The 22,260-nt window shown below is 44.7% G+C and carries 21 protein-coding genes and 1 tRNA gene; 15 read left to right on the top strand and 7 right to left on the bottom strand.

Annotated features, from left to right (window positions below; all coding sequences use genetic code 11):
• Positions 1 to 135: 135 nt before the first annotated feature.
• The gene (locus tag LAY41_RS23420) at positions 136 to 1,773 is read right to left on the bottom strand and encodes an MlaD family protein (protein ID WP_249103410.1); all 1,638 of its coding nucleotides are present in this window, start codon (positions 1,771 to 1,773) and stop codon (positions 136 to 138) included.
• Between the two features lie 126 nt (positions 1,774 to 1,899).
• Complete coding sequence (locus LAY41_RS23425; RefSeq protein ID WP_249103411.1) at positions 1,900 to 2,682, bottom strand: ABC transporter ATP-binding protein; 783 nt, start codon at positions 2,680 to 2,682, stop codon at positions 1,900 to 1,902.
• Between the two features lie 81 nt (positions 2,683 to 2,763).
• Here LAY41_RS23425 and LAY41_RS23430 point away from each other — a divergent pair, with 81 nt between their 5' ends.
• The 4 genes from LAY41_RS23430 to LAY41_RS23445 all read left to right on the top strand — a co-directional run bounded on the left by LAY41_RS23430 (position 2,764) and on the right by LAY41_RS23445 (position 6,961).
• Complete coding sequence (locus LAY41_RS23430) at positions 2,764 to 3,750, top strand: Bpu10I family restriction endonuclease (protein WP_249103412.1); 987 nt, start codon at positions 2,764 to 2,766, stop codon at positions 3,748 to 3,750.
• A gap of 64 nt (positions 3,751 to 3,814) precedes the next feature.
• Positions 3,815 to 5,041: a DNA methyltransferase gene (locus LAY41_RS23435; protein ID WP_249103413.1), complete on the top strand. Its 1,227-nt coding sequence runs from the start codon at positions 3,815 to 3,817 to the stop codon at positions 5,039 to 5,041.
• Between the two features lie 89 nt (positions 5,042 to 5,130).
• A complete protein-coding gene (locus LAY41_RS23440) occupies positions 5,131 to 5,823 on the top strand; it encodes a uracil-DNA glycosylase family protein (RefSeq protein ID WP_249103414.1) in 693 nt (230 codons plus the stop codon).
• A gap of 328 nt (positions 5,824 to 6,151) precedes the next feature.
• On the top strand, positions 6,152 to 6,961 hold the full coding sequence (locus LAY41_RS23445; RefSeq protein ID WP_249103415.1) for a DUF928 domain-containing protein: 810 nt from the start codon (positions 6,152 to 6,154) through the stop codon (positions 6,959 to 6,961).
• A gap of 275 nt (positions 6,962 to 7,236) precedes the next feature.
• On the opposite strand, the gene LAY41_RS23450 is transcribed toward LAY41_RS23445, so the two are convergent.
• Positions 7,237 to 7,308: transfer RNA gene (locus tag LAY41_RS23450), tRNA-Gly, on the bottom strand.
• 216 nt (positions 7,309 to 7,524) lie between these two features.
• On the opposite strand from LAY41_RS23450, the gene LAY41_RS23455 reads away from it, so the two are divergent.
• Both LAY41_RS23455 and LAY41_RS23460 read left to right on the top strand, forming a co-directional pair.
• Positions 7,525 to 8,394, top strand: a complete 870-nt coding sequence (locus LAY41_RS23455; RefSeq protein ID WP_249103416.1) for an Npun_R2479 family HD domain-containing metalloprotein — start codon at positions 7,525 to 7,527, stop codon at positions 8,392 to 8,394.
• Positions 8,395 to 8,628: 234 nt separating this feature from the next.
• Complete coding sequence (locus tag LAY41_RS23460; protein ID WP_249103417.1) at positions 8,629 to 9,744, top strand: ABC transporter permease; 1,116 nt, start codon at positions 8,629 to 8,631, stop codon at positions 9,742 to 9,744.
• Between the two features lie 146 nt (positions 9,745 to 9,890).
• Here the strand turns inward: LAY41_RS23460 and LAY41_RS23465 are convergent, their stop codons facing one another.
• Entirely contained in the window at positions 9,891 to 10,883 is a 993-nt protein-coding gene (locus tag LAY41_RS23465; RefSeq protein WP_249103476.1) for a ribose-phosphate pyrophosphokinase, read from the bottom strand.
• A 622-nt stretch (positions 10,884 to 11,505) separates the two neighbouring features.
• Between LAY41_RS23465 and LAY41_RS23470 the strand changes: the two genes are divergently transcribed.
• The 9 genes from LAY41_RS23470 to LAY41_RS23510 all read left to right on the top strand — a co-directional run bounded on the left by LAY41_RS23470 (position 11,506) and on the right by LAY41_RS23510 (position 20,001).
• Positions 11,506 to 12,729 (top strand): RNA-guided endonuclease InsQ/TnpB family protein, encoded by a 1,224-nt coding sequence (locus LAY41_RS23470; protein ID WP_249103418.1) that lies wholly within the window; start codon positions 11,506 to 11,508, stop codon positions 12,727 to 12,729.
• Between the two features lie 205 nt (positions 12,730 to 12,934).
• Complete coding sequence (locus tag LAY41_RS23475) at positions 12,935 to 14,917, top strand: serine/threonine-protein kinase (protein WP_249103420.1); 1,983 nt, start codon at positions 12,935 to 12,937, stop codon at positions 14,915 to 14,917.
• 120 nt (positions 14,918 to 15,037) lie between these two features.
• Positions 15,038 to 15,718, top strand: a complete 681-nt coding sequence (bioD, locus tag LAY41_RS23480; RefSeq protein WP_249103422.1) for a dethiobiotin synthase — start codon at positions 15,038 to 15,040, stop codon at positions 15,716 to 15,718.
• 69 nt (positions 15,719 to 15,787) lie between these two features.
• A complete protein-coding gene (locus LAY41_RS23485) occupies positions 15,788 to 16,558 on the top strand; it encodes a hypothetical protein (RefSeq protein ID WP_249103423.1) in 771 nt (256 codons plus the stop codon).
• Entirely contained in the window at positions 16,548 to 16,841 is a 294-nt protein-coding gene (locus tag LAY41_RS23490) for a type II toxin-antitoxin system RelE family toxin (RefSeq protein ID WP_249103425.1), read from the top strand. The genes LAY41_RS23485 and LAY41_RS23490 overlap by 11 nt, the downstream gene beginning before the upstream one ends.
• Before the next feature lie 30 nt (positions 16,842 to 16,871).
• The gene (locus LAY41_RS23495) at positions 16,872 to 18,083 is read left to right on the top strand and encodes a M20 metallopeptidase family protein (protein WP_249103428.1); all 1,212 of its coding nucleotides are present in this window, start codon (positions 16,872 to 16,874) and stop codon (positions 18,081 to 18,083) included.
• A gap of 145 nt (positions 18,084 to 18,228) precedes the next feature.
• A complete protein-coding gene (locus tag LAY41_RS23500) occupies positions 18,229 to 19,029 on the top strand; it encodes a TIGR04255 family protein (RefSeq protein WP_275974354.1) in 801 nt (266 codons plus the stop codon).
• Positions 19,030 to 19,138: 109 nt separating this feature from the next.
• Positions 19,139 to 19,381, top strand: coding sequence for a hypothetical protein (locus LAY41_RS23505; RefSeq protein ID WP_249103432.1), 243 nt, complete (start codon positions 19,139 to 19,141; stop codon positions 19,379 to 19,381).
• 20 nt (positions 19,382 to 19,401) lie between these two features.
• Complete coding sequence (locus LAY41_RS23510) at positions 19,402 to 20,001, top strand: hypothetical protein (RefSeq protein WP_249103434.1); 600 nt, start codon at positions 19,402 to 19,404, stop codon at positions 19,999 to 20,001.
• Between the two features lie 210 nt (positions 20,002 to 20,211).
• On the opposite strand, the gene LAY41_RS23515 is transcribed toward LAY41_RS23510, so the two are convergent.
• The 3 genes from LAY41_RS23515 to LAY41_RS23525 all read right to left on the bottom strand — a co-directional run bounded on the left by LAY41_RS23515 (position 20,212) and on the right by LAY41_RS23525 (position 22,222).
• Positions 20,212 to 20,823, bottom strand: coding sequence for a Uma2 family endonuclease (locus LAY41_RS23515; protein ID WP_249103436.1), 612 nt, complete (start codon positions 20,821 to 20,823; stop codon positions 20,212 to 20,214).
• 36 nt (positions 20,824 to 20,859) lie between these two features.
• Entirely contained in the window at positions 20,860 to 21,477 is a 618-nt protein-coding gene (locus tag LAY41_RS23520) for a Uma2 family endonuclease (protein WP_249103439.1), read from the bottom strand.
• 139 nt (positions 21,478 to 21,616) lie between these two features.
• Positions 21,617 to 22,222 carry a glutathione binding-like protein gene (locus LAY41_RS23525; protein ID WP_249103441.1) on the bottom strand — a complete coding sequence of 202 codons (606 nt, stop codon included), beginning with the start codon at positions 22,220 to 22,222 and terminating at the stop codon, positions 21,617 to 21,619.
• Positions 22,223 to 22,260 lie beyond the last annotated feature (38 nt).

Genomic DNA, 22,260 nt, shown 5'->3' on the forward strand with positions numbered 1-22,260 from the left:
TTTATTTTCAGACAAGCTAGCGCCTATGGCCTAATTGAAGTAGGTGGGCATAATTAAACGTAAAACTTCAGGCCCTTAGAAACCCGGTTTCTCCAAGAAACCGGGTTTCTGGAAGTTCAGTTTATTTACGCTCACCTACTTATTTAGCTTATTTTCAGCAATCGGGGTTGGGATCGGTATAGGTGAATGGTTAGCAGAAGCGGAATTTATATGACCAGTTATTTCAGGAATCTGCATCTTCGTTGCTTCCGCCATAGGAGTCAAGAACTGCGCTACTTCAACTTGCTGCTGTAGTTGCTCTGTCGAAGATACCAAACCACTCAATCCATTAACCAGATTGCGTAGATTATTGCGGAAAGCTGGATCGCCTGTCAACTCATCTAGGTCAGATGTGATTTTTTGTGCATTCTGAAACGTGACGCGAGCCGAATCTAAAGTCTGTTGCAGCACTAGCAAATTTGTCGGACTATTGAGAGAATTAGAAACGTCGCGTAAGTTGGCTGAAGCTTGTGCCGCATTGGCAGATAGAGTTTCTAAGTTACGGATCAATTCTCCTTGGGTGACGCGATCGATCGCAGGCGCTAAATTGGCAACTGTAACGCGAAGTTGCTCGCTCGTTTGGCTGAGATTATTTAGCGTGTTAACGAGAGTAGCTTGATTGGCTGTAATTAGATTATTGAGGTTGGTTACTAAACCGCTGGCTTGAGTAGCTGTTAAACGCAATTCATCGGCTGTTGTACCGAATTTATTGGCAGTTTGAGTAGCGGTTGAATCAAGTCGATCGACAGTTACAGAAACTCGATCGGCAACGCGACCAAATTTGTCTGCTGTTACACCGAATCGATTGGCAGTTTGATTAACAGTACCATTAATTTGATTGGCAGTTATCGCAAATTTATCAGCAGTTTGATTAAGTTTACCAGCAGTTCCTCCGAATTGGGCGATAGTTTGATTAAGTCGATCGGCGGTTCCTCCAAATTTGGCAATAGTTTGATTAAGTCGGTCAGGCGTTTGTCCGAATTTAGCAATAGTTTGATTAAGTCGGTCAGGAGTTTCTCGGAATCCGACAATAGTTTGATTGAGTCTTTCGGCAGTTCCTCCGAATTTGTTGGCAGTCTGATTAACGGCATTTGCAGCTGCCGATACGTTTCTTAAATCTTGCTTTACCGCGCCGAGCAAACTGGAGAGTTCCCGTGTCACTTGTGTGACTCCCTGCGCCGCCACTGATGTGTTTTCAACTGCTGAGTTGATGTTATCAAAAAACTTGGTATCGCTGTACACTTTAGCAAAGCGAACGGCGACGCGAATAAATTCGTCGAGGCTGATGCCAACTTGACCCTGCAAACGTGCGTTATTACAAATAATCAGGTTGCTGTCTTTGCAGTTGGGGTCTAATGGGTTAGCGCCTTGAAGATTTAGCGGTACGGAGTTTGTCGGTATGATGTCGATCGTGTTTTCGCTAATTAAACCTGACTGATTGGCTTCTACTGCAACATCGCGAGGGATTGCCAAATCTGGTTGAGTAATTTCAATCTCAACTTCAACTCCATTTGCACCTGCTTTGATGTTTGTAACTTTGCCAACGGCGACGCCACGATACCGCACTGGCGTCCCTATTTGCATACCCGCTGCATTTGCGAATTCAACTGTAGCTTTGTAGGTACGATCGCCAAAATATGTCCCTCGCAACCACAAAAACAATGCACCAAATACGCCAATTCCCAGTAAGAACAACAGACCAACAGATCCTTCTCGAACTGTTCGCGATCGCATTTCCTCCTCCCCAGCCGATTTTAGATTTTAGATTTTAGATTTTAGAGCTTGTGAGAACCAAAGACTGTCAGGCTTGACAAGTAACGGTTTCATCCAAAATCCAAAATTGACTTGTCCAGAGCTATCTTAACCGATTACTTGAATTGGGCCTTCTACACTACCGCTAAAAAATTGCCGTATTAAAGGGTTTTCGGTCGTATCGATCTCCCGGACGCTACCCTCCCACTGCACTTTACCTCGGTAGAGGCAAACAATTCTAGAGGCAGTGCGACGGATGGTGCTATCTTGGTGGGTGACGATCGCATAAGTGCCACAACCGCCGTCCTGACACTGCAACTGGCGGATTAAATCCTCAATCACCGTTGAAGCAATTGGGTCTAATCCGGCTGTAGGCTCATCGTACAGCAAAACTTCTGGGGTATCTTCAGAATTTTCTGGATTTGACATAATCGCACGCGCAAAACTCACCCGCTTACGCATCCCGCCAGACAACTGAGACGGATAGCGATCGCCAATCCTTGGTAACCCTACCATCTCCAGCTTTTGGTTGACAAGTTCTCGAATTATGTGGCGCGGCAGTTTAGAATGTTGAAAAAGCACAAAGCCGACGTTTTCCTCCACCGTCAGCGAGTCGAACAAAGCCGCCTGCTGGAACACCATCCCAATCGCGATCGGATCTACTGCATCCTCGACTAACCCCAGCCGCTTTTGTCCCTGAATATAAATTTCGCCTGCATCGGGAGCCAACAATCCAGAAATTATCCGCAGAATCGTCGATTTTCCCGTACCGGATGGGCCGATAATACCCAGTGCTTCGCCTTGGTAAATCTTCAGATCGACTTCATCTAGTACTACAGTGTCACCAAAGGACTTGCTAATTCCCTTGAGTTCGATTAATGGCTCAGTCATAAGCAAAGTATGTTTTAGTGGTAAAGTTTATTAGGAACACTACCTCTGCAAATTCATTTTATCTTCTGAAAAACGAATTACATGGAAGAACTTAATTCTATCACCGAAGAAGACCTAAAGAGTGAAGAAAAAGACCTCTTGCCCGTCCAACCAGATAGCCTCACACCTCATTATGACAAACTTCAAAAACTTTTAAGTAATCAGAAGCTTCCACAGGCAGATAAGGAGAGCGTTCAAAACACGATTGCGAAGTACCGAGAATGGATTAAATCTATGGATGGAATCACTTCTGAGGGTGACGAAAAGGTTAAGGCTTTGGTGAATACCCTTAACGACTACAAAACGTTTGTTGAGGTTGAACTTATTTGGGACAGCGAGGCAGATTTCCTCTACCGTCAGCGAGGACAACTAAAGCTGGACAACTCGATTCTTGAAGAGTTCTTACCTCGATTAGTTGACCCTGCTATAATCCCTGCCTTGAAAGGGCAGATTTATATAACTGGCCCGCAGACAACTTTTGCAGGCGCTTACTTTACAACCACTCTCACTTCGCCACAAAAGGGTGCTGGTCTTCAGATTCGCAAAAAGAATCAGGATTTTACAGTAGGTCGCACGGCCTACCTAAAGTCTTCTTTTGACAAAAAATTTCCGGCAAACGACACCGTGACCCTTAAAATATATTTTGCGTTTCTTGCTGCGGAGTGCAAAACTAACCTAGATAGTACAATGTTTCCAGGGTTGCTAGGCACTGCCCGCGACCTAAAGATGGCGTTTCCGGGTTCGCGCTACTATATTCTTTGCGAGTGGTTGGATATGCCACCAATAAGCACTGCCGATACCAATATTGATGAGGTGATTATTCTCCGGGGCAAAAGGTTGGCATCGGATGTTCGCCACAAGTTCGCCAAATCCAGCGATCGAAAAAAGCAGCGAGACTCACATCAAGAGTTTCTTCTTAGTAATCCAATACGTGAAGACAGGGTTTTGCGCTTCGTCAATCATATGAGGAATCTGTTCGGTGCAACCGTCTTACAAGAGGATGAAGTATTGGCTAGAGGGTACTTCTAAAGTTATGTTTTATTTGAGTAACCTAGCTGAAAAAATTGCATCATTTCCAATTGATAGGAATTTCATGCCTCAAAACAAACTCGATCTTATGGATAGGGAGCGAACAAGTTTTTATCCTTGGAGAGGCCAGTTTTCCCCAGGTTTAGTTGACCTTCTTCTCGATGCCTACGCTCAAGACGACACTGTAGTTATCGATCCATTTGTAGGTAGCGGGACAACCCTTTTTGAAGCAAGCCGCCGGGGTCTTAAGTGTTATGGCAGCGAGATTAATCCTGCTGCTATTTTGTTTGCAAGACAGGCAAAGTTTGCTAATATAAACATTCGGTTACGCAGTCGGATCTTCACTGTTGCCGAAGAACTAATTGAAAAGCATATTGGCGACTATCTCCCCCCAACTCTCTTTAGAATACCGAAAAACCAACCGCCAAATGAATCAATCAAAAAAGCAGCTATGCGATTACTGAACGAAGCAGCCAGTGATGAGATGTTACACTCTTTGCTATTAACGACCGTTACGCTGGCTATGGGAAATGGCGATGTTCTTACAGGGGAAAATTTTGAATTAAGCTACGAACGCAACCGCGCCATTGTAAGCAATCTTTCATTTACTTCTCGCCCTTGCCATGTTTTTATGAGTGATGCGCGGGGATTACCTTTACCTGAAAAAAGTGTAGACTTAGTAATAAGTTCACCACCCTACATAAATGTTTTTAACTATCATCAGAACTACCGTAAAGCAATGGAGATGTTGGGGTGGCATTTACTTGACATTGCTCCGTCAGAAATGGGCTCGAATCGAAAGCACCGTGGAAATCGTTTTATGACTCCGGTACAATTCTGTATAGACTTGATGCTAGTATTAGCCGAGCTTCGGCGGATTCTGCATCCAGATGGAACAGCAATTTTTGTCATGGGTCGAGAGTCCAGAGTTCGAGGAATAGCTTTTAATAACAGTCATTTACTGGCTCTTTGTGCTGTTGGAGGCGCTGGCTTTAATATTGAACGATGGCAGGAACGTAAGTTCACAAACCGTTTTGGTATAACTATTTATGAAGATATCCTAACTTTGAAACCTGATTGTAAAATATTAGACACACCTAGCGAGTTTGGTCGGCAGGTCGGAGTTTTGGCATTGCAAAATGCCTCAAATATCGCAAGTGGAGAAGTTCTCAATAACATCAAACAAGCCATTGAGCGAAGTGGAGAAATCCCTCCTTCGCCGTATTTCAAGCCATCATTACAATCCCCTATTAAACTTGGGGCCTGGGCTGCTACACAGGCTGTTAAGTAATATAAGGTAAGAAGTGGGATTTATCGATCGCGGTTGAAGTGGGATACTGAATTATAAACTTTTAAAACGGATTCACAAGGTGAGTTTCTATGTCAAGTATCGAACAATTAATAGCAGAAATACAGCAAGAAGCGGAAAGTGCTGCCTTTCCCATTGATGAACCAGTCTATCTTGCTGCGGGTTTAAAGCCGACTGTGCCAATTCTCTATGCAGGCAATCTAGAAAGCCAGCTGTGCTTTTTTGCGCGGGATTTGGGCAAAGATGAAGTATCTGCGCGTCAACCGCTCTACGGCGCTGCTGGCAAGCTGGTACGTCGGGGTCTGTACCGGGCTATCTATGGCAAAGAGCCGAGTAACAGTGAAGATTTGCAAGCCGTTCTCGATCGCGTTCTCCTCACCAACACGGTTCCTTACAAACCACCCGGTAACAAAGCTTACTCGGAGCCTGTGAAGAAACGGTTTCGTCCCTTTCTGGAGCGTTTGCTGGTAATGAATTGGCAAGGCGATCGCATTATCACGCTAGGTAATGAAGCTTTCAAATGGTTTTACCCTTATGCTGGCAAAGGAGTTGCAGCGGAGTTTTTTGAAAGGCCCGATCGCTATACCGCCAGTCTTCCAGTCACACTGCAAGCCAAAGACGAGCTAGGCAATCTGCATCAACGTCTGGTAACGCTTATGCCACTTCCTCACCCCTCCCCGCTCAACCAACAATACTACGCCCAATTTCCCCAGTTGCTTCAGCAGCGCCTTTCGGAAATATTTCCCGTCCCAGCAGGGGCGTAGTTTGGCGGTGAGGCGATCGATCGGAACATTTGGTCAGCTGCCATTCGTCCTAGATCTAGTAGTACACTAGAATTAATTCATACATACGGCGATGCCAATTTTGCAGTCAATCGATCGGATGATTTTGGATTCTAGGTTTTTGGATTGACCCCCAGACGGTCTTTCGGTAGCTCTGCAATACTGAAAAGGTTTTTTTTCTTCTCCACGACTCAAAGTCGGGGGCTTGAAACCTTTTTGGTTTTCGGTCAACTGAAGGCAAAATAATCTCGCCTTTTGTTTGTTTGACAAATCAGCCGATTTAATCATTGTTCCACAAGCAGATATCTTTATGGGTTGGAAAAAAAACCTCCTACATCTGGCAACGCTTTCCTTCACCCTATCTCTGGGATTCCTTCTTATCCCTCGCTTGCAAGCGTTGGTACAGGCACAGCAAAAGCAGATACAAGCCCAAAGGATACCTGGTAGTTGGGAAGTTGCACAGGCATTTCAGCCTCCAAACCGAGGGGCACCTAGTAGCACCGCCGGTGGGGCATCGCGTGGTAGCCAATGTGCAAATGACCCAGACGCCAAACTCTCTTTAACTGCATTGATGCCAGCAAATAAGTTCGGATTAACGGTGAGAAGCAATCCGAAATTCTTCTTTTATATTCCTGCAACTTCCGCACGTACAGTAGAATTTGTTCTCAAGGACGAACAGGATCTAGATATTTACCGACAAACCTTTGCCATTACCGGCAAAGCCGGTATTGTCAGCTTCAGTCCCTTTGCAGAATTGAATATACCGCCTTTAGAAAAAGATAAAAATTATAAGTGGCAATTGGCACTCAGATGCAATATCGCCGATCCAATTAACGATCCTTTTGTGGAAGGATGGGTGCAACGAATTGAACCGAGTTCAACTCTAGCCGAACAGCTAAAGCAGACTCAACAAGAGCGCGATCGTCTAGCCCTGTATGCAAAAAATGGGATATGGTACGAAGCAGTCACAACTATACTCGAACTGCCACTCAGCGATCCTAATTATCCCGCCCTTGCAGCTTCATGGCAAGAACTGTTAAAGTCAGTCGGACTGGAGAAAGTAGCCAAAGAGCCTTTGATTAATTGCTGTAGTGCAGCAACCACAAGTGCATCGCCTTAGCTCGACTTTATCCATTTGGCTCTCCCCTACTTATAATTGAGCTAATCATTCGTAGGTTGAGTAGAGCGAAGCGAAACCCAACACCACCAAACTAATAAGTTGGGTTTCGTTGCCAAGGCCCATTATACAAGCTACCAGCATAGTAGCTGGTAGTATCAAAAGCGGTTCCCGGTTGCCAGAAATTTTTTAGCCAACCAGCGTGTACCACTTCCGTGTACCACTTTGTCGAAATTAGTCACTAGCCGATCGAACTGGAGAAGAGGGAGACTCTAGAGAGCGGGTGATGGGGCTCGAACCCACGACATTCTGCTTGGGAAGCAGATGCTCTACCACTGAACTACACCCGCATTTACATTTAAGTGTAGCACATTTTGATGCAACCTTGGATAATCTTACCTATACGCAAATGCCGATCGGCTGCTGGGGCAAAGAGATGTAGCATAATATTCGCTCTCTAACAAGTGGTTTTTTTCGCTAAATTGAATAAGAATAGTAAAGATAATAAATATTAATATCTCGCAATTCTCTCCTGACACAGCCCCCAGCACAAACGAGTAACCAGTATGTTTAATGCCACAGAAATTCTGATTGACACCTTCGTAGAAAAGCTTCGAGACGGTTACCGCCGCACCTATGGAGGATTCAAGCCCGACTACGGAGACATTATTGGCTGGGCCGGAAGCATGGCGCTGGAAAATATCGCCAACAGCGACGCCCTCTATCACGACGTTGAACATACGATCCTTGTGACTTTAGTCGGACAGGAGATCTTACGCGGAAGACATATCCGCGAGGGTGGTGTTTCCTGTGAAGATTGGTTACACTGCATTATCTCGCTGGTATGTCATGACATTGGATATGTCAAAGGAGTTTGCCGTCAAGATATAGAAGCCGACGGATTGTATGCGACTGGAAAAGACGGCGGGATGATTTCTCTGCGTTTTGGGGCTTCGGATGCTAGCCTTACCCCTTATCACGTAGACCGGGCAAAACTCTTTATCGATGAACGCTTTGGCGGTCACAAGCTAATTGATGCTCATACAATTAAGCGTAATATTGAACTGACTCGCTTCCCAGTTCCCGCCGCTGAAGATCGTCAGAATACGGTAAACTATGCGGAGTTGGTTCGCGCCGCCGATTTAATTGGCCAACTAAGCGATCCGCGCTACCTCAAGAAAATTACTTCTTTGTTCTACGAGTTTGAAGAGACTGGGGTGAATAAAGCCTTGGGATACCGTCATCCTGGAGATCTACGCAGGAACTATTCTAAGTTTTACTGGCATGGAGTTCATCCTTATATTAAAGATGCACTTCGTTATCTACAGTTGACGCAGCAAGGCAAGCAAATCATTGCTAACTTGTACTCGAATGTGTTTGTGGTAGAACACGAAAAGGCTGAGGAAGAACAAAGGCGACTGGTTGAACAGGTATAGCTAGGGGCTAGGGCGTGTTTTCAAAGTGTCAAGTTAGAGTCAGATCCCCCTAAATCCCCCTTAAAAAGGGGGACTTTGACTGGATTGTCCCCCCTTTTCATTCTTGGGCTGGGGGGGATCTCCGGGGAGAGAAAACACGCACTCTTAGGCTAGGGGAAGAAGGGGCTAGAATCAAGAGTTTCAGGAATTGAGAATGTCCTAACCGACTCATCGGTTGCTATATAATAGGGATTTATGAACTGGTGGCAGAAATTAAAAAAGAATCCTCTAGCTCGTTTGGGAGCTTTGTTACTGTTAGTTTTCTATTTGGCAGTAATTGCGGCTGATTTTGTCGCACCTTATGATGCTTATGCGTCTCAGCCTAATGGTTCGCTATTGCCACCGACGCAGATTTATTTGAAAACGCCAGAGGGAAAGTTTATCGGCCCTCATGTCTATCCTACTACTCAAGGGCCGGTAGAGCTTACGACAGGCGATCGCAAATTAATTGTAGATTGGCAAAAACCCTCACCTCTAAGCCTATTTGTTCAGGGGCCAACTTACTATTTGTTTCGGCTGAGCCTGCCAATACCACCCAAATTTGAAGAAGTAGAAATTTTTGGGGGTATTCCCTGCAATTGGCATCTATTCGGCACAGATGGGTCAGCCAAGTTTAACCTTTTGGGTACTGACGAACAGGGACGCGACCAGTTTACTCGTCTAGTACATGGAGGACGGATTAGCCTGAGCATTGGCTGGGTAGGAGTTGCCATTTCCTTTCCCTTGGGGATACTCTTCGGTGGGATTTCTGGCTATTTTGGTGGCTGGATTGACAGCATTTTGATGCGTTTCGTGGAAGTGCTGATGAGCATTCCCAGCATCTATCTCCTAGTCGCCCTCGCCGCAGTGTTACCGCCGGGACTCAGCAGCGCCCAGCGGTTTCTCTTAATTGTGTTCATCACCGCATTCATTGGCTGGGCAGGGTTGGCACGAGTGATCCGGGGACAAGTGCTGTCAATTAAAGAACGAGAATTTGTACAAGCGTCACGAGCTATGGGCGGCAACCCTATTTACATCATCATCCGCCACGTCTTGCCCCAGACGGCTACTTACGTAATTATCTCCGCCACCTTAGCAGTTCCTGGTTTTATCGGCGCTGAATCGGTTCTCAGCTTAATCGGACTCGGAATCCAGCAGCCCGATCCTTCTTGGGGAAATATGTTATCTCTGGCGACCAACGCTTCTATTTTGGTGCTACAACCTTGGCTAATTTGGCCGCCAGCATTGCTGATTGTCCTCACAGTCTTGGCTTTTAACCTACTGGGAGATGGTTTGCGAGATGCTCTCGATCCTCGCAGCCAGCAGCGTTAGTCATTAGTTATTAGTCATTAGTCATTGGTTAACAACAAAGGACTAATATACATCTCCAGAAATTAAAGGTGCGTTACCTGTAACCGTTGTAGAGACGTTGCATGCAACGTCTCTACATTCTTTCAAAGGAGATGACCAATGACTAATTAGTGAAACATACTGCTGACAGAACTATCTTCGTGAATTCGCCAGATAGTCTCGCCCAATACATTGGCAACTGAAAGCACCGTCAGTTGTTCAAAGCGAGCTGCTTCCGAAACCGGAATCGTATTCGTCACAATCACTTCTTCAAACAAACCGCTCGATAGCCGTTCAGTTGCAGGGGGCGAAAACACCGCATGAGTCGCACAGGCGTAAACCTGACGGGCTCCTTCCTCTCGGAGCAAGCGGGCTCCTTCTGTAATGGTGCCGCCCGTGTCGATCATGTCATCCACTAATACCGCTGTTTTACCAGCGACATCGCCAATGACATTCAAAACTTCGGCCACGTTATGGGCCTGACGGCGTTTATCGATAATTGCTAGCGGGGCGTCGTTGAGCTTTTTGGCAAAAGCCCTAGCTCTAGCCACACCGCCCACATCCGGCGAGACAACAACGATATCGGTTAGTTGTTTGCTTTCTAGGTAATCGAGGATTACCGGCGAACTGTAGACGTGATCGAAGGGAATATCGAAATAGCCTTGAATCTGGGCTGAGTGCAAATCCATTGCCAGAACGCGATCGGCCCCAGCCTCGGTAATCAGGTTGGCAACCAGCTTGGCTGTAATTGACTCTCGCCCTGCTGTTTTGCGATCGGCCCGGGCATACCCATAATAAGGAATCACTGCGGTGATTTGCCTTGCCGAAGCCCGACGACAGGCATCAATCATAATTAGCAATTCCATCAGGTGATCGTTCACAGGGCGGCAACTTGGCTGAATCAAGTAAACATCGCAACCGCGAATTGATTCCTGAATTTGGATGTAAATTTCTCCATCGGCAAAATGCTTATGGATCATCGGCCCAAGATCCATACCCAGGTAACGAGCAATTTCCTGAGCAAGTGGCACATTAGCTGAGCCAGAAAACAATCTCAGGCGATTGTTAGCACAGAGTACCTGTGGCGTCGGCTGAAGCGTCAAAGTGGCAGAACGGATCACAGCAGACCCTCGAAGCGTGTTCATTGAGATCTTATCATTCTATTTTGCCCATATTCTCTATAATTTTTGTTTAAGTTAGCGGCTTTATATTGTTTCTCGTTAATTACCTCTAGTTGGGGTATAAGGGACGGGTTTTACGGATAGCCTTTCAGGAAAAGAGATTATTGTTGAAGACGGGTTCGCTCGATCTCCGTTAAACCACTTAGATTTATCCTAAAACCCGCCGCTACTCTCCTTAAGGTCAATCGATTTTAGATTTTGGATTTTGGATTTTGGATTGACCCCCAGACGGTTGTTCTGTAGCTCTGCAATACTCAAAAGGTTTTTTTCTTGTCCACGACTGAAAGTGGGGGGCTTAAGACCTTTTTGGTTTTCGATCGAACAATCAAGTGAATTGCAGACCGCTAAAAGCCAACTCTAGATTAGTGGCAAGACCAAAATAATTTAACTACTCGCTCCTGTTGTCCCCCGCTATAACTGTACCCAGTTTAGCGGCGGGATGAAAGGCAGGGAGATTGTAGGCTTCGCCGTGAGCCTCAGCCGAACGGTACGGAAATCTCCAAATCTTTATCTTTGTAGCTGTTTTACTGTCATGTGTATAATACAGTAAGGAGGTAATGAGATGCTGCATACTGCCGTCAAGGTTCGACTTTATCCAACATTAGAGCAACAAACCACACTGTCTCAGCATTTTGGCTGTGCCAGATGGTGGTGGAACTATGCTCTAAACAAGTCAATTGAGACTTACAAAGAAACGGGTAAAAGCCTTGGTCAGTCAGCACTCAATGCCTTTCTACCAAAACTCAAGAAAGCCGAGGAAACACTTTGGTTGTCTGAATGTTATAGCCAAGTTTTGCAAGCAACAACGCTCAACCTAACAACTGCCTATAAAAACTTTTTTGCAGGTCGTGCTAGGTTCCCGCGTTACAAGTCAAAGCATGGTAAGCAATCAATTCAGTATCCTCAAAATGTCTTGGTACTTGATGGGTTTGTTCAGTTTCCAGGTAAAGTTGGCAAAGTTAAAGCCAAGCTACACAGGAACATAGAAGGAACAATCAAAACCGTAACGGTTAGCTTAGATCCTTCAGGGAAATACTTTGCCTCAATATTGACGGAGAGTGAAGGCGACAATCCGATTGTTTCAATTGAAGGCAAAGTAATTGGGATTGACTTGGGATTGACTCATTTTGCTATTACGAGTAATGGCTGCAAAGTCTCCAAGTATGATAACCCTAAGCATCTAGCCAAACACGAGAAAAACCTCAAACGCAAGCAACAAAAACTAGCTAAAAAACAGAAAGGAAGTAATTCAAGGAACAAAGCAAAAAAGACTGTAGCCGCATTGTACGAACGGGTAACTAAATCCCGTCAGGATTTTCTACATAAGCTTTCACGAAAGCTCGTCAATGAAAACCAAGTTGTCGTAGTAGAGAATCTTAATGTCAAAGGCATGGTACGCAATCACAATTTAGCTAAAGCCATATCTGATGCGGGATGGGGAATATTCGTCAATTTCCTAGCTTACAAGCTAGAGAAAAAAGGTGGCAAGTTGGTTGAAATTGACCGTTGGTTCCCCAGCTCCAAGCTCTGCTCTAATTGCTATTACCAGATTGATAAGTTACCGCTTGATATTAGGGAGTGGACTTGTCCTAATTGCGGTACTCGTCACGACCGTGATGGTAATGCAGCAACAAATATTAGAGCGGAGGGCATCAGGATACTACAGACGGATGGAACAGCCGTTTCTGCTAACGGAGGGGAAGTAAGACCAAAGATGGGACGCAAGTCTGTTCTGAGGCATTCCTCTGTGATGTTAGAAGCCCACACTATAATCGCTTCGATTTAGTGTGGGTAGTTCACATATGTTTGCACAAATCGTCAAGTTTATCTGCGAAAATCCTTGAAAAAGGTAATCTAGGAGATTGAGCGGCCTGAAGGAGATACATAATAGTCGTTAACGCGCACCCTACGCTCTAGCTCTATGACGGTTAAGCTAAAATGCTTCCAGTCAAGAATTTCCTCTTAACCCTGTGCCCACCGATTAAACCGCGATGCAACCACCGCTTCCCATTGGGACTGTTCTGCAAAACCGCTACCACTTGGCTAAAATTTTGGGTCAGGGGGGGTTTGGACGGACTTATCTGGCAGAAGATCGGGGGCGCTTTAACGAACCTTGCGCTCTTAAGGAATTAATTCCGCCTCAGACGAATGCCCACTCTCTGGAGAAGTGCAAGGAACTTTTCCAAAGAGAAGCTACCATACTTTATCAAGTTCAGCATCCGCAAATTCCTCAGTTCCGCGCCACGTTTGAGCAAGATGGGCGGTTGTTTCTAGTGCAGGAGTATGTGGAAGGGAAAACTTATCGCACTCTGCTTCAGGAACGCAGGTTGCAGGGGAAAAGATTTTCGGAAACGGAGATTGTGCAACTATTGCAGCAACTGCTGCCGGTGTTAAACCACATCCACGGCAAGGGAATTATTCACCGAGATATCTCGCCAGACAATATCATACTGCGCGATCGCGATCGCTTACCCGTGCTGATTGACTTCGGCGTAGTCAAGGAACTGGTAACCCGGTTTCAGTATAGTTCTACACCACCAGCAACAATGGTGGGAAAAATGGGCTATGCGCCCTTGGAACAAATGCAAACCGGCAGGGCTTACCCCAGCAGCGACCTTTACGCTCTAGGTGTCACGGCTGTAGTTTTGCTTACCAGTCAATCTCCGCAGGTATTATTTGATGAAGCGACGCTGAGCTGGAATTGGTATCGGTGGATACCGCCGATTAACTCTGGCCTGACAGAAGTGTTGAATCGGATGTTAAGTTATAGAGCGAGCGATCGCTACCAAGATGCCCGTGAAGTGGGTCGGGCGCTTACCGACGCCTTAAATGCCCAGCCCCAAGAAAAGCCACCACAGGCAAATACGCCTCCAAACCGTAATATTTCCCAGATGCAGACTGTCGCAGTCGGAGGTCGTCCTGAAGCTAGGCCAGCAGTTCCCCCCGCCGTACAGAGCGGGCAAACCCCACCCCCACCCCCAGAAAACCAGACGCACTCCCATAAGCCTGCTCCTGTCACTATACCGACTAATAACTCAATTTGGGATAATCCTTGGGCGATCGCCATTGTAGGTATGAGCTTAGCAATATTAGCCGGTGTCGGATCTTGGGCATTGGTAAGCTACGTCCTCAACCGTCAAGTGCGGGTGCAAACTTCTACGCCGCCGCCCTCACCAGCACAGATATTTTCTAATAGCGACAACCCTTCCCTAACAACCCCAGAAACTTCCACTCCTACACCCAGTCCAGAACCCGTCACCTACACCAAGCGCCTCGACGTAGTAGAAGGTGACAATTTTTCTATTTCAGATAAGCTGAAAGCCAACGCCACTGTTAACTATATGGTGACTGGGGAACAAGGACAAAAATTAAGTGCATCTTTGGAAAAAGAAGGTGTTTTGATGACGGTTCTAGGGCCAAATGAAGAACCAGTGAACAACAAGTCGAAGCGAGTGAGGCGCTGGGAAGGTACGCTTCCTTTTGATGGAAATTATGTTATTCAGTTAGTTACAATTAAAGGAGTTCAAGAAAGTGAATATAAGCTAGATCTGCGTCTAACCAACCCAGAACCAACCCCAACTCCCACACCGACAGATACACCGACAGATACACCAACGCCTACGCCGACAGATACGCCGATACCCAGTGACAGTCCATCTCCGAGTGCGGCAATTGATGCCGAACCGCTCGATTTTCCTGATGGTGCAACGGGTACGCAGATTTTTTCTGGTGAGACAAATCCCCAGAAGATTAAGCGCTATCTGGTAAATGTCCAGTCGGGTCAAATATTGAGTGTGAGAGTTCAAAACGGAGAAGCTACATTGGATATTCGATCTCCAAATGGTGAACTGGTGGAAAATGCCACTGGGCTTGGAGAATGGGAGGCAAAAGTAGATGATGCAGGTGAATATCAAATCGATGTAAGGGCAAATAAAAAAACAAAATTTTCGGTCGATATTAGTATTCGCAATTAACACAAGGGTCATTGGAAAAGGGAAGATTTGAGATTGCCGATTTAAATCTTAAATCTGAAATTAGTAACCCAATGACAACTGACAACTGACAACTGACCACTGATCACTGACAATTGACTAATGAACGCACTCCTGATTTCTGCAACTGATACAAACGCCGGAAAAACAGTTTTGACAGCAGCGCTAGCGGCTTATTTGCAAACTTACCGTTCTTCTGAAAGTGTGGGAATTTTAAAGCCAATTCAGACAGGAGTAGGCGATCGCGAACTGTATAGCCAGCTATTTGCCCTAAATCAATCTTTAGATGAAATTACACCGCTTTACTTCCAGGCACCCCTAGCGCCTCCAGTGGCGGCAGAAAGAGAAGGCAGCTGGGTTGATTTGAAACGAGCTTGGCGGGCTATGATAAGTTTGGGACAGCAGCGAGATTGGGTTTTGGTGGAAGCTTTGGGCGGACTGGGAACGCCGGTGACTCACGAACTCACAGTTGCAGATGTGGCTAGAGATTGGGCGTTACCGACAGTTTTGGTGGTGCCAGTAAGATTGGGCTGTTTAGGGCAAGTTGTCGCCAATGTTGCTCTCGCCCGTCAGTCAAAAGTTAACCTCAAGGGTATTGTTCTCAATTGCGTTACAGCTTGTTCGGATGGGGAAATTGCCGATTTTGCACCAATTGATTTGATCCAGTCTTTGACAAATACGCTAGTTTTAGGTATAATACCGCATCTAGACGATCCGACTGATATCGCTAAACTGGCTCAAGTTGCTTCCAATCTAGATCTAGAACGGCTGATGCCATTTTGAGTTTGGGTAGCGTGTTAACCTGGAAAAAGCAGAAAGCATCAATGTGGCTTAAGTGGGCGGCGATCGGCAATGAGCAAACAGGTAAAATCGAGTGCTACTGGCTCTAACGCTGGTGCTAAAGGATTCTCCAAAGAATCAACTTTCGATCGACAAAAATCACCGACTTCTCAGCAACAATCAGCCAATTCGGTCATTGCTGTACCCCCTGTGCTGCCTTCATCTGGAGAAGGTAGTATTAATATTACGTTTTCGGCAGTAATGCTAAATTTACAGATAACAACGCTGCTTGGAGTAATCACTGAAGCAGCCAAGCAAATTGAATCTTATACCTCTCAACTTAATGAACTTGCCCCTACTGTAGCGCAAGAAGTATTAATAACTGATTCAAAAAAAATTATCGATTATATAAATATATTGATCCAGGCTAAAGCTTTGGTAGCAGGTATGCTTTCCTGGATGGCTGTGGTAGCAAGTATAGCTCATCATCTGGTCGTGAGTTTAGAGGAGCATTTACCTGATGAGCTAATTAATGAGATCGAAACTTCTCTTTCTGCTATTAGTAGTACCTGTGATGCAGCTTTGACTAGCATTCCGAGTAACTCCATATTAGGAATAACTTTGGCTCCCGACCAAAAGCTAGTTTCAGAGACAAAAGCTATTATATCTGATGTATTTTTAAGGATAGAAAAGATTAAACAGGAAAACGAAGAAGCTAATCAAGATTGGGGCGCAGTTGAACAAAAAGCATACGAGAGAATTCTGGAAGACAGCAGCAGAAATGTTTCAAAAGAAGAATTTTTGAGTTGGCTGTCAGACTTGGAGCAGGGGCATGACGTTTAAAGTAGAATTCCATCCTAAAGCTGAAAAGGAAGCAAAAGAAATGCTAACCATAAACTCTGAGGTTGCCCCTCAATTTCGTAAGTACCTGGAGACTTTGGGCGAGGAACCTTATAAGTTTCCTAAAAAGAAAGTAAAACTTAAATCCTGTAGAGCTTTAAACTTTCAAGGAAAAGGTAATGCTTGGCGTTTGATTTTTAGAATTATTGAGTCTAGAGATACAGTAGAAATATTAGCGATTGGAATCCATGATGATGCTTATAGTTCAGCCGAAAGGCGTGTTTGAATTGCAGTTAATTTTTAGGTTGCCAGAAAAATGATTTCCACATTCCTCAGTTCTCCTTACGATGATTTATCCCGCATTCGCTCAGAGATTCGATCGTTGCAACCCCGCCTTGTAGAATGGCGCAGAGGTTTACATCAACGCCCCGAACTTGGCTTCCGAGAGAAACTGACCTCTGAGTTTATTGCCAAAAAACTGCAACAATGGGGGATTGAGCATCAAACCGGAATCGCACAAACGGGTATTTTGGCTACTATTCCGGGCGGTCTACCGGGGCCAGTGCTGGCAATTCGGGCAGATATGGATGCCTTGCCAATTCAGGAAGAGAACGATGTGCCTTACAAATCCCAGCACGATGGGGTAATGCACGCCTGCGGTCACGATGGACATACGAGTATAGCACTGGGAACAGCTTACTATCTTTCTCAACACCGCCAAAACTTCGCCGGTACGGTAAAAATTATCTTCCAACCCGCTGAAGAAGGACCAGGTGGCGCAAAGCCAATGATTGAAGCTGGGGTATTGCAAAATCCCGATGTTGATGCCGTAATCGGCCTCCATTTGTGGAACCAGCTGCCTCTTGGTACTGTAGGCGTTCGCAGTGGCGCGTTGATGGCGGCAAGCGAGGGTTTCCGGTGTACGATTATGGGTAAAGGGGGACATGGTGCGATACCGCATCAAACGATCGATTCGATCGTAGTTGCTGCCCAGATTGTGAATGCTTTGCAGACGATCGTATCGCGGAATGTGAGTCCCATAGATTCGGCGGTGGTGACGGTAGGAGAATTCCATGCTGGGACGGCAATTAATGTGATTGCCGATAAGGCAAAAATAGGTGGCACAGTGCGGTATTTCAACCCCGATCTGGGAGAGTTTTTACCGAAACGAATTGAGCAGATTATTGCGGGAATTTGCCAAAGTCACGGCGCAAGTTACGATTTTAATTATTGGCGGCAATATCCAGCCACAATTAATAATAGTGCGATCGCAGAATTGGTGCGATCCATCGCCTTGGAAGTAGTAGAAACTCCCTTGGGAATAGTGCCAGAATGTCAAACAATGGGTGCAGAAGATATGTCTTTCTTCCTACAAGCAGTACCAGGTTGCTATTTCTTTTTAGGTTCTGCCAATCTTAGTATGAATTTGGCATATCCACACCATCATCCCCGATTTGATTTTGATGAAACTGCATTGGAGATGGGAGTAGAAATATTTGTTCGGTGTGTGGAAAAGTTTTGTCGTTAGGGACTGATAAGCGCTACGCGAACGGGAGTAAGGCTTGACAAACAAAAGCTGTATGCGGTATTATAGATATAATCTCTATTATACTGCAACTCTGATATCTAAGTTAAGAGCATAACAGTAATTCTTTTGTGGAAAAAACAGGTTGATGCACTTACCTGAGTCCGAACGTATAATTTACGCACGCAATCCCTTGATACAGGTTGCGTGTCAATTGCGTTTTCCACCTATTATTAAGATTTCTCACCAAGAGCCAGTTGAGTTTCAGGATGAAATCAGATTTCAGTACCCACATTTTGATGGTAATAAGTCACAATTTCCTTCCGAAATTTCCCAAGTAATACAACAATTTGGCTTGCCACAGTTGAACGATTTGTTTTATCGCTTCAAATCTGAAGATCAGATGTGGCAATTATTGATTGCTAAGGACTTTATTACTCTAACCACATCTACATACCAAAGGTATGAACAATTCAAAAAACGCTTTAGGGAAGCTGTGGAAATTTTTGAACGCATATATAAACCCTCATTCTATAGCAGGGTTGGACTTCAGTATCAAGACTTAATCATCCGCTCAAAACTCGGACTTGAGGATAAAAGCTGGTCAGATTTAATTACAGAGCGTATTGCTTCAGAGTTATACAATCCAGAACTTTCGTCCTCTCTCCAGTCAATTATGAAGAATTTAATTTTAAAAACAGAGCATGGTCAAGTTAACTTCAATCACGGACTTGTTACTGTGAAAGAGGCCGGAAAAGACAACGAAGAAGTTGCTTACTTGCTTGATGCCGATTTTTATACAGAACAAAAAGTAGAGAGGGATGGAAATGTTTGGAACATACTCGATCAGTTCAACAAGTGCGCCAGAGAACTTTTCAGGTGGAGCATCTCAGACATCCTCCACGATGCTATGCAACCCCAGGCAATTGATACAAAAACGGAGGAATAGTCAGACCTCGACAGGTATAGCTACAAGAAACTTTTTTGTTGATAGGGAGAGTGGCAAAACTCTTGAAATCCAGCATCTTTCCTTTGATTTGATGATGCCTGATTCTTCAGTGTCTTTCACAACTGACGTGCAATTATCACCAGCTAAGTTGATGGCACTGCTAAAATGCTTGGTAATTCTTCAATCTCTGCCAGAAGCTGCTTTAGAAGAAGCTGCTGATGAACTTAAAGGAATTGCTGATTTTTACTCTGATCGTTTCTCTCAAGCGAACTTACCTATCATTCCAGCTAGTTCCATCAAAGGTAAATTGAGATCTGTACAGATTAGCCCACCTATCGTTTTGGAACCATAGCTTGTCTAAACAGTTACTTTATGAAAAAGCAAGCTATCTACCAGCCGTCAAATAAAAACGCCTCCTTAAGACAAGGGGAAATATTAACGGGTGTGGCTCAGTATAATCCTGTCCTTGGTGAGCTATCACCAGATGCACAAGAAGTATCTTTCGATATGGTTATTCATCCTTACGCAATTGTAGTTACTCAAGACTGTGACTTAGACTGGGATTACAAAGCTAGACAAAGTAGTAGTCCTCAGCTATCCAAAATTTTGAATTCTGTAATTTTATGCGGTATTTCAACAGCAAGAGAAGTTAGAGATATAGCAGATAAAAATGTTATGAACTCTGGAGAGTGGGGACTCGTTAAATCCCAACGACATGATAGATTTTATTTTTTTGAAAAAATTCCTCCCGAATGCGATCTCGAACAGATCGGTTTACCCGAACTTACGGCTGACTTCAAAAAAATTTTTGGAATAGATACAGCAACCTTGTATCGTCAACTCGAACTTTGTATGGTAAAGCGACGAGCCGTTCTATCCAGTCCCTACTTGGAGCATTTCTCTAGACGATATCATAGTTTTCATGGCAGGGTTGCATTACCTTCTCAATACGAAAGTCAACGAGAAAGTTAATATCTTGATGTTGAGGGTGCATAGACGGAGCATAGACGGGATAACAAATCACCGCACTATACCGTACAAAAGTTATCTGCTGAAAGGCTTTATCTAAACAATGTCAACACAATTTATCAATTTACTCGCAATTTTTGGGAGTGCGATCGCAAACTATCCCTAAATCAACAAACTTCAACAAATTCGTGTATTAGCAAAAAGCGATCGCTATTAAAAATTAAGACGGCGATAGATTTCAGACAAGGGAAGTTCTATATTTAAGCTGTGCAGGACAATCGACTGTTCAAGCAGATCGTAAACTTGCCATTGCCAGCGATTGTTGCTGTTGCGATCGAGGTTGTGATATTGCTCAATGTAGGGTTCAGTTTGACTAACTAGCACATATTCACAAAAGCTACAAAGGGAGCGATATTTTCTAAACTTTTCACCGCGATCGTAGGCTTCAGTGGAGGGCGAAAGAACTTCGACTATCAGTAAAGGATTGAGAATTTCATCGGTGCGATCGCCATTTAATTCTGGTTCGCCATTAACCACCATCAAATCGGTGTAGGTTCCGCACTGATATTCGGGAATCCAAACCCGCAAATCGCTATTATACAAGCGAAAATCGGTGTCTCTCAGCAAAAATCCCAAGTAAATTAACAAGTTACAGGCGATCGCGCTGTGGACTTCTGAACCTCCTGACATATCGATCATCTCTCCATTACAATATTCGTGACGTTCTTCGGCGGTTTCCTCGATCGCCCGGTATTCATCTGGAGTGAAGCAAGTCTTTGTCGCATCTGGAGCAAGGTTTGGCAGGTTGGTTTGAGCAATGACCACAATCACACCTCCTGAATAATTAGACCTTAAACTTGATTAAAAAGTTAGTTTTTGAAACAGATCGGCAATGGGGAGAGTAAAACCAGTGACGATATCTTCACCATCTAAGGAGTCAGTAGACTTAAGAAGGCGATCGGGCGATTGGGCCGATCGATACACCAAAACATATTGTTCTTTAGGATGAATTACCCACACTAAACGCGCCCCATTCTCGAAATATTCCACCAGTTTGTTGTGAATTTCTTCGACTGTATTGCTAGGAGATAATATTTCTACAGCCAGATCGGGCGCACCTTCTAGGAAGCCATCAGGGAGGTCATCTAGCCCTTGCAAACGTTCTTTGGCCATGAACGAAATATCTGGCGATCGCTTATTCCCCGATTTCATCTTGAAGGCGGTGCTGGAGTCGAACATTGCACCTAATTTTTGCGTCGATACGCAGTTAAACAAGGCAGCACTCAAAATAATGGCAACATAGCCGTGTTTTGCACCTGAGTTTCCCATATCAATTAGTTCTCCATTCACAATTTCGTAGCGGTGTCCATCTCGGTTCAGCGCCATGAATTCGGCATCAGTCCAGATTTTTTGCTCTGGTGAGTTTTCTATTTGGCTTTCAGTCAGGTTTTCGGGTGGGTTTTGAATTAGCGTAGACATGGGTTTCTCCTAGACTTCTCTTTCTAGTTAAACATAGTTAACTCACATTTTGCACGAGAGTCAGAAACCGGGTTTCTTGCAGTTGTCCTTACCTAAAACCCAGATTTTTCGTAGAGAAACCCGGTTTCTAAGATGTGAGTTAAGCAGGAACAACCATTCCTTTTTGTACTGCGGGTCGCTGTTGCACTGTTTCTACCCAGCGTTTGAGATTTGGGTGATTATCTAGAGTTAGTCCTTGAAACTCATAAGTTGCAACCCAGGGATAGGTAGCAATATCAGCAATTGAATAATCACCGCAGATAAATTGATTTTCTGCCAATTGCTTATCTAACACGCCGTAGAGTCGCAATGTTTCCTTTTCGTAGCGTTCAATGGCGTAAGGAATTTTTTCTGGTGCAAATCGCTTGAAGTGGTTTAATTGACCAAACATTGGCCCGACGCCACCCATTTGAAACATTAACCACTCTAAAACTTGATAACGACCTTTTTGGTCGGTGGGCAGGAATTTGCCAGTTTTCTCAGCCAGGTAAATTAAGATGGCACCGGACTCAAAAACTGCCATGTCATTTTCGCGATCGACAATAGAGGGAATCTTGCTATTGGGATTAATCGTCACGTACTCAGGCGTAAATTGATCGCCCTTGGTAATGTCAATTTTGTGGACGTTGTAGGGAAGTTCGACTTCCTCCAACATGACGGAAGCTTTGCGACCGTTAGGTGTAGTAAAGGTGTAAAGGTCAATCATTTTTCACCACTCCCAATTAGTTATTAGTCATCAGTCAT

Origin of the sequence: Argonema galeatum A003/A1 (genome assembly GCF_023333595.1) — a bacterium.
Lineage (GTDB): Bacteria > Cyanobacteriota > Cyanobacteriia > Cyanobacteriales > Aerosakkonemataceae > Argonema > Argonema galeatum.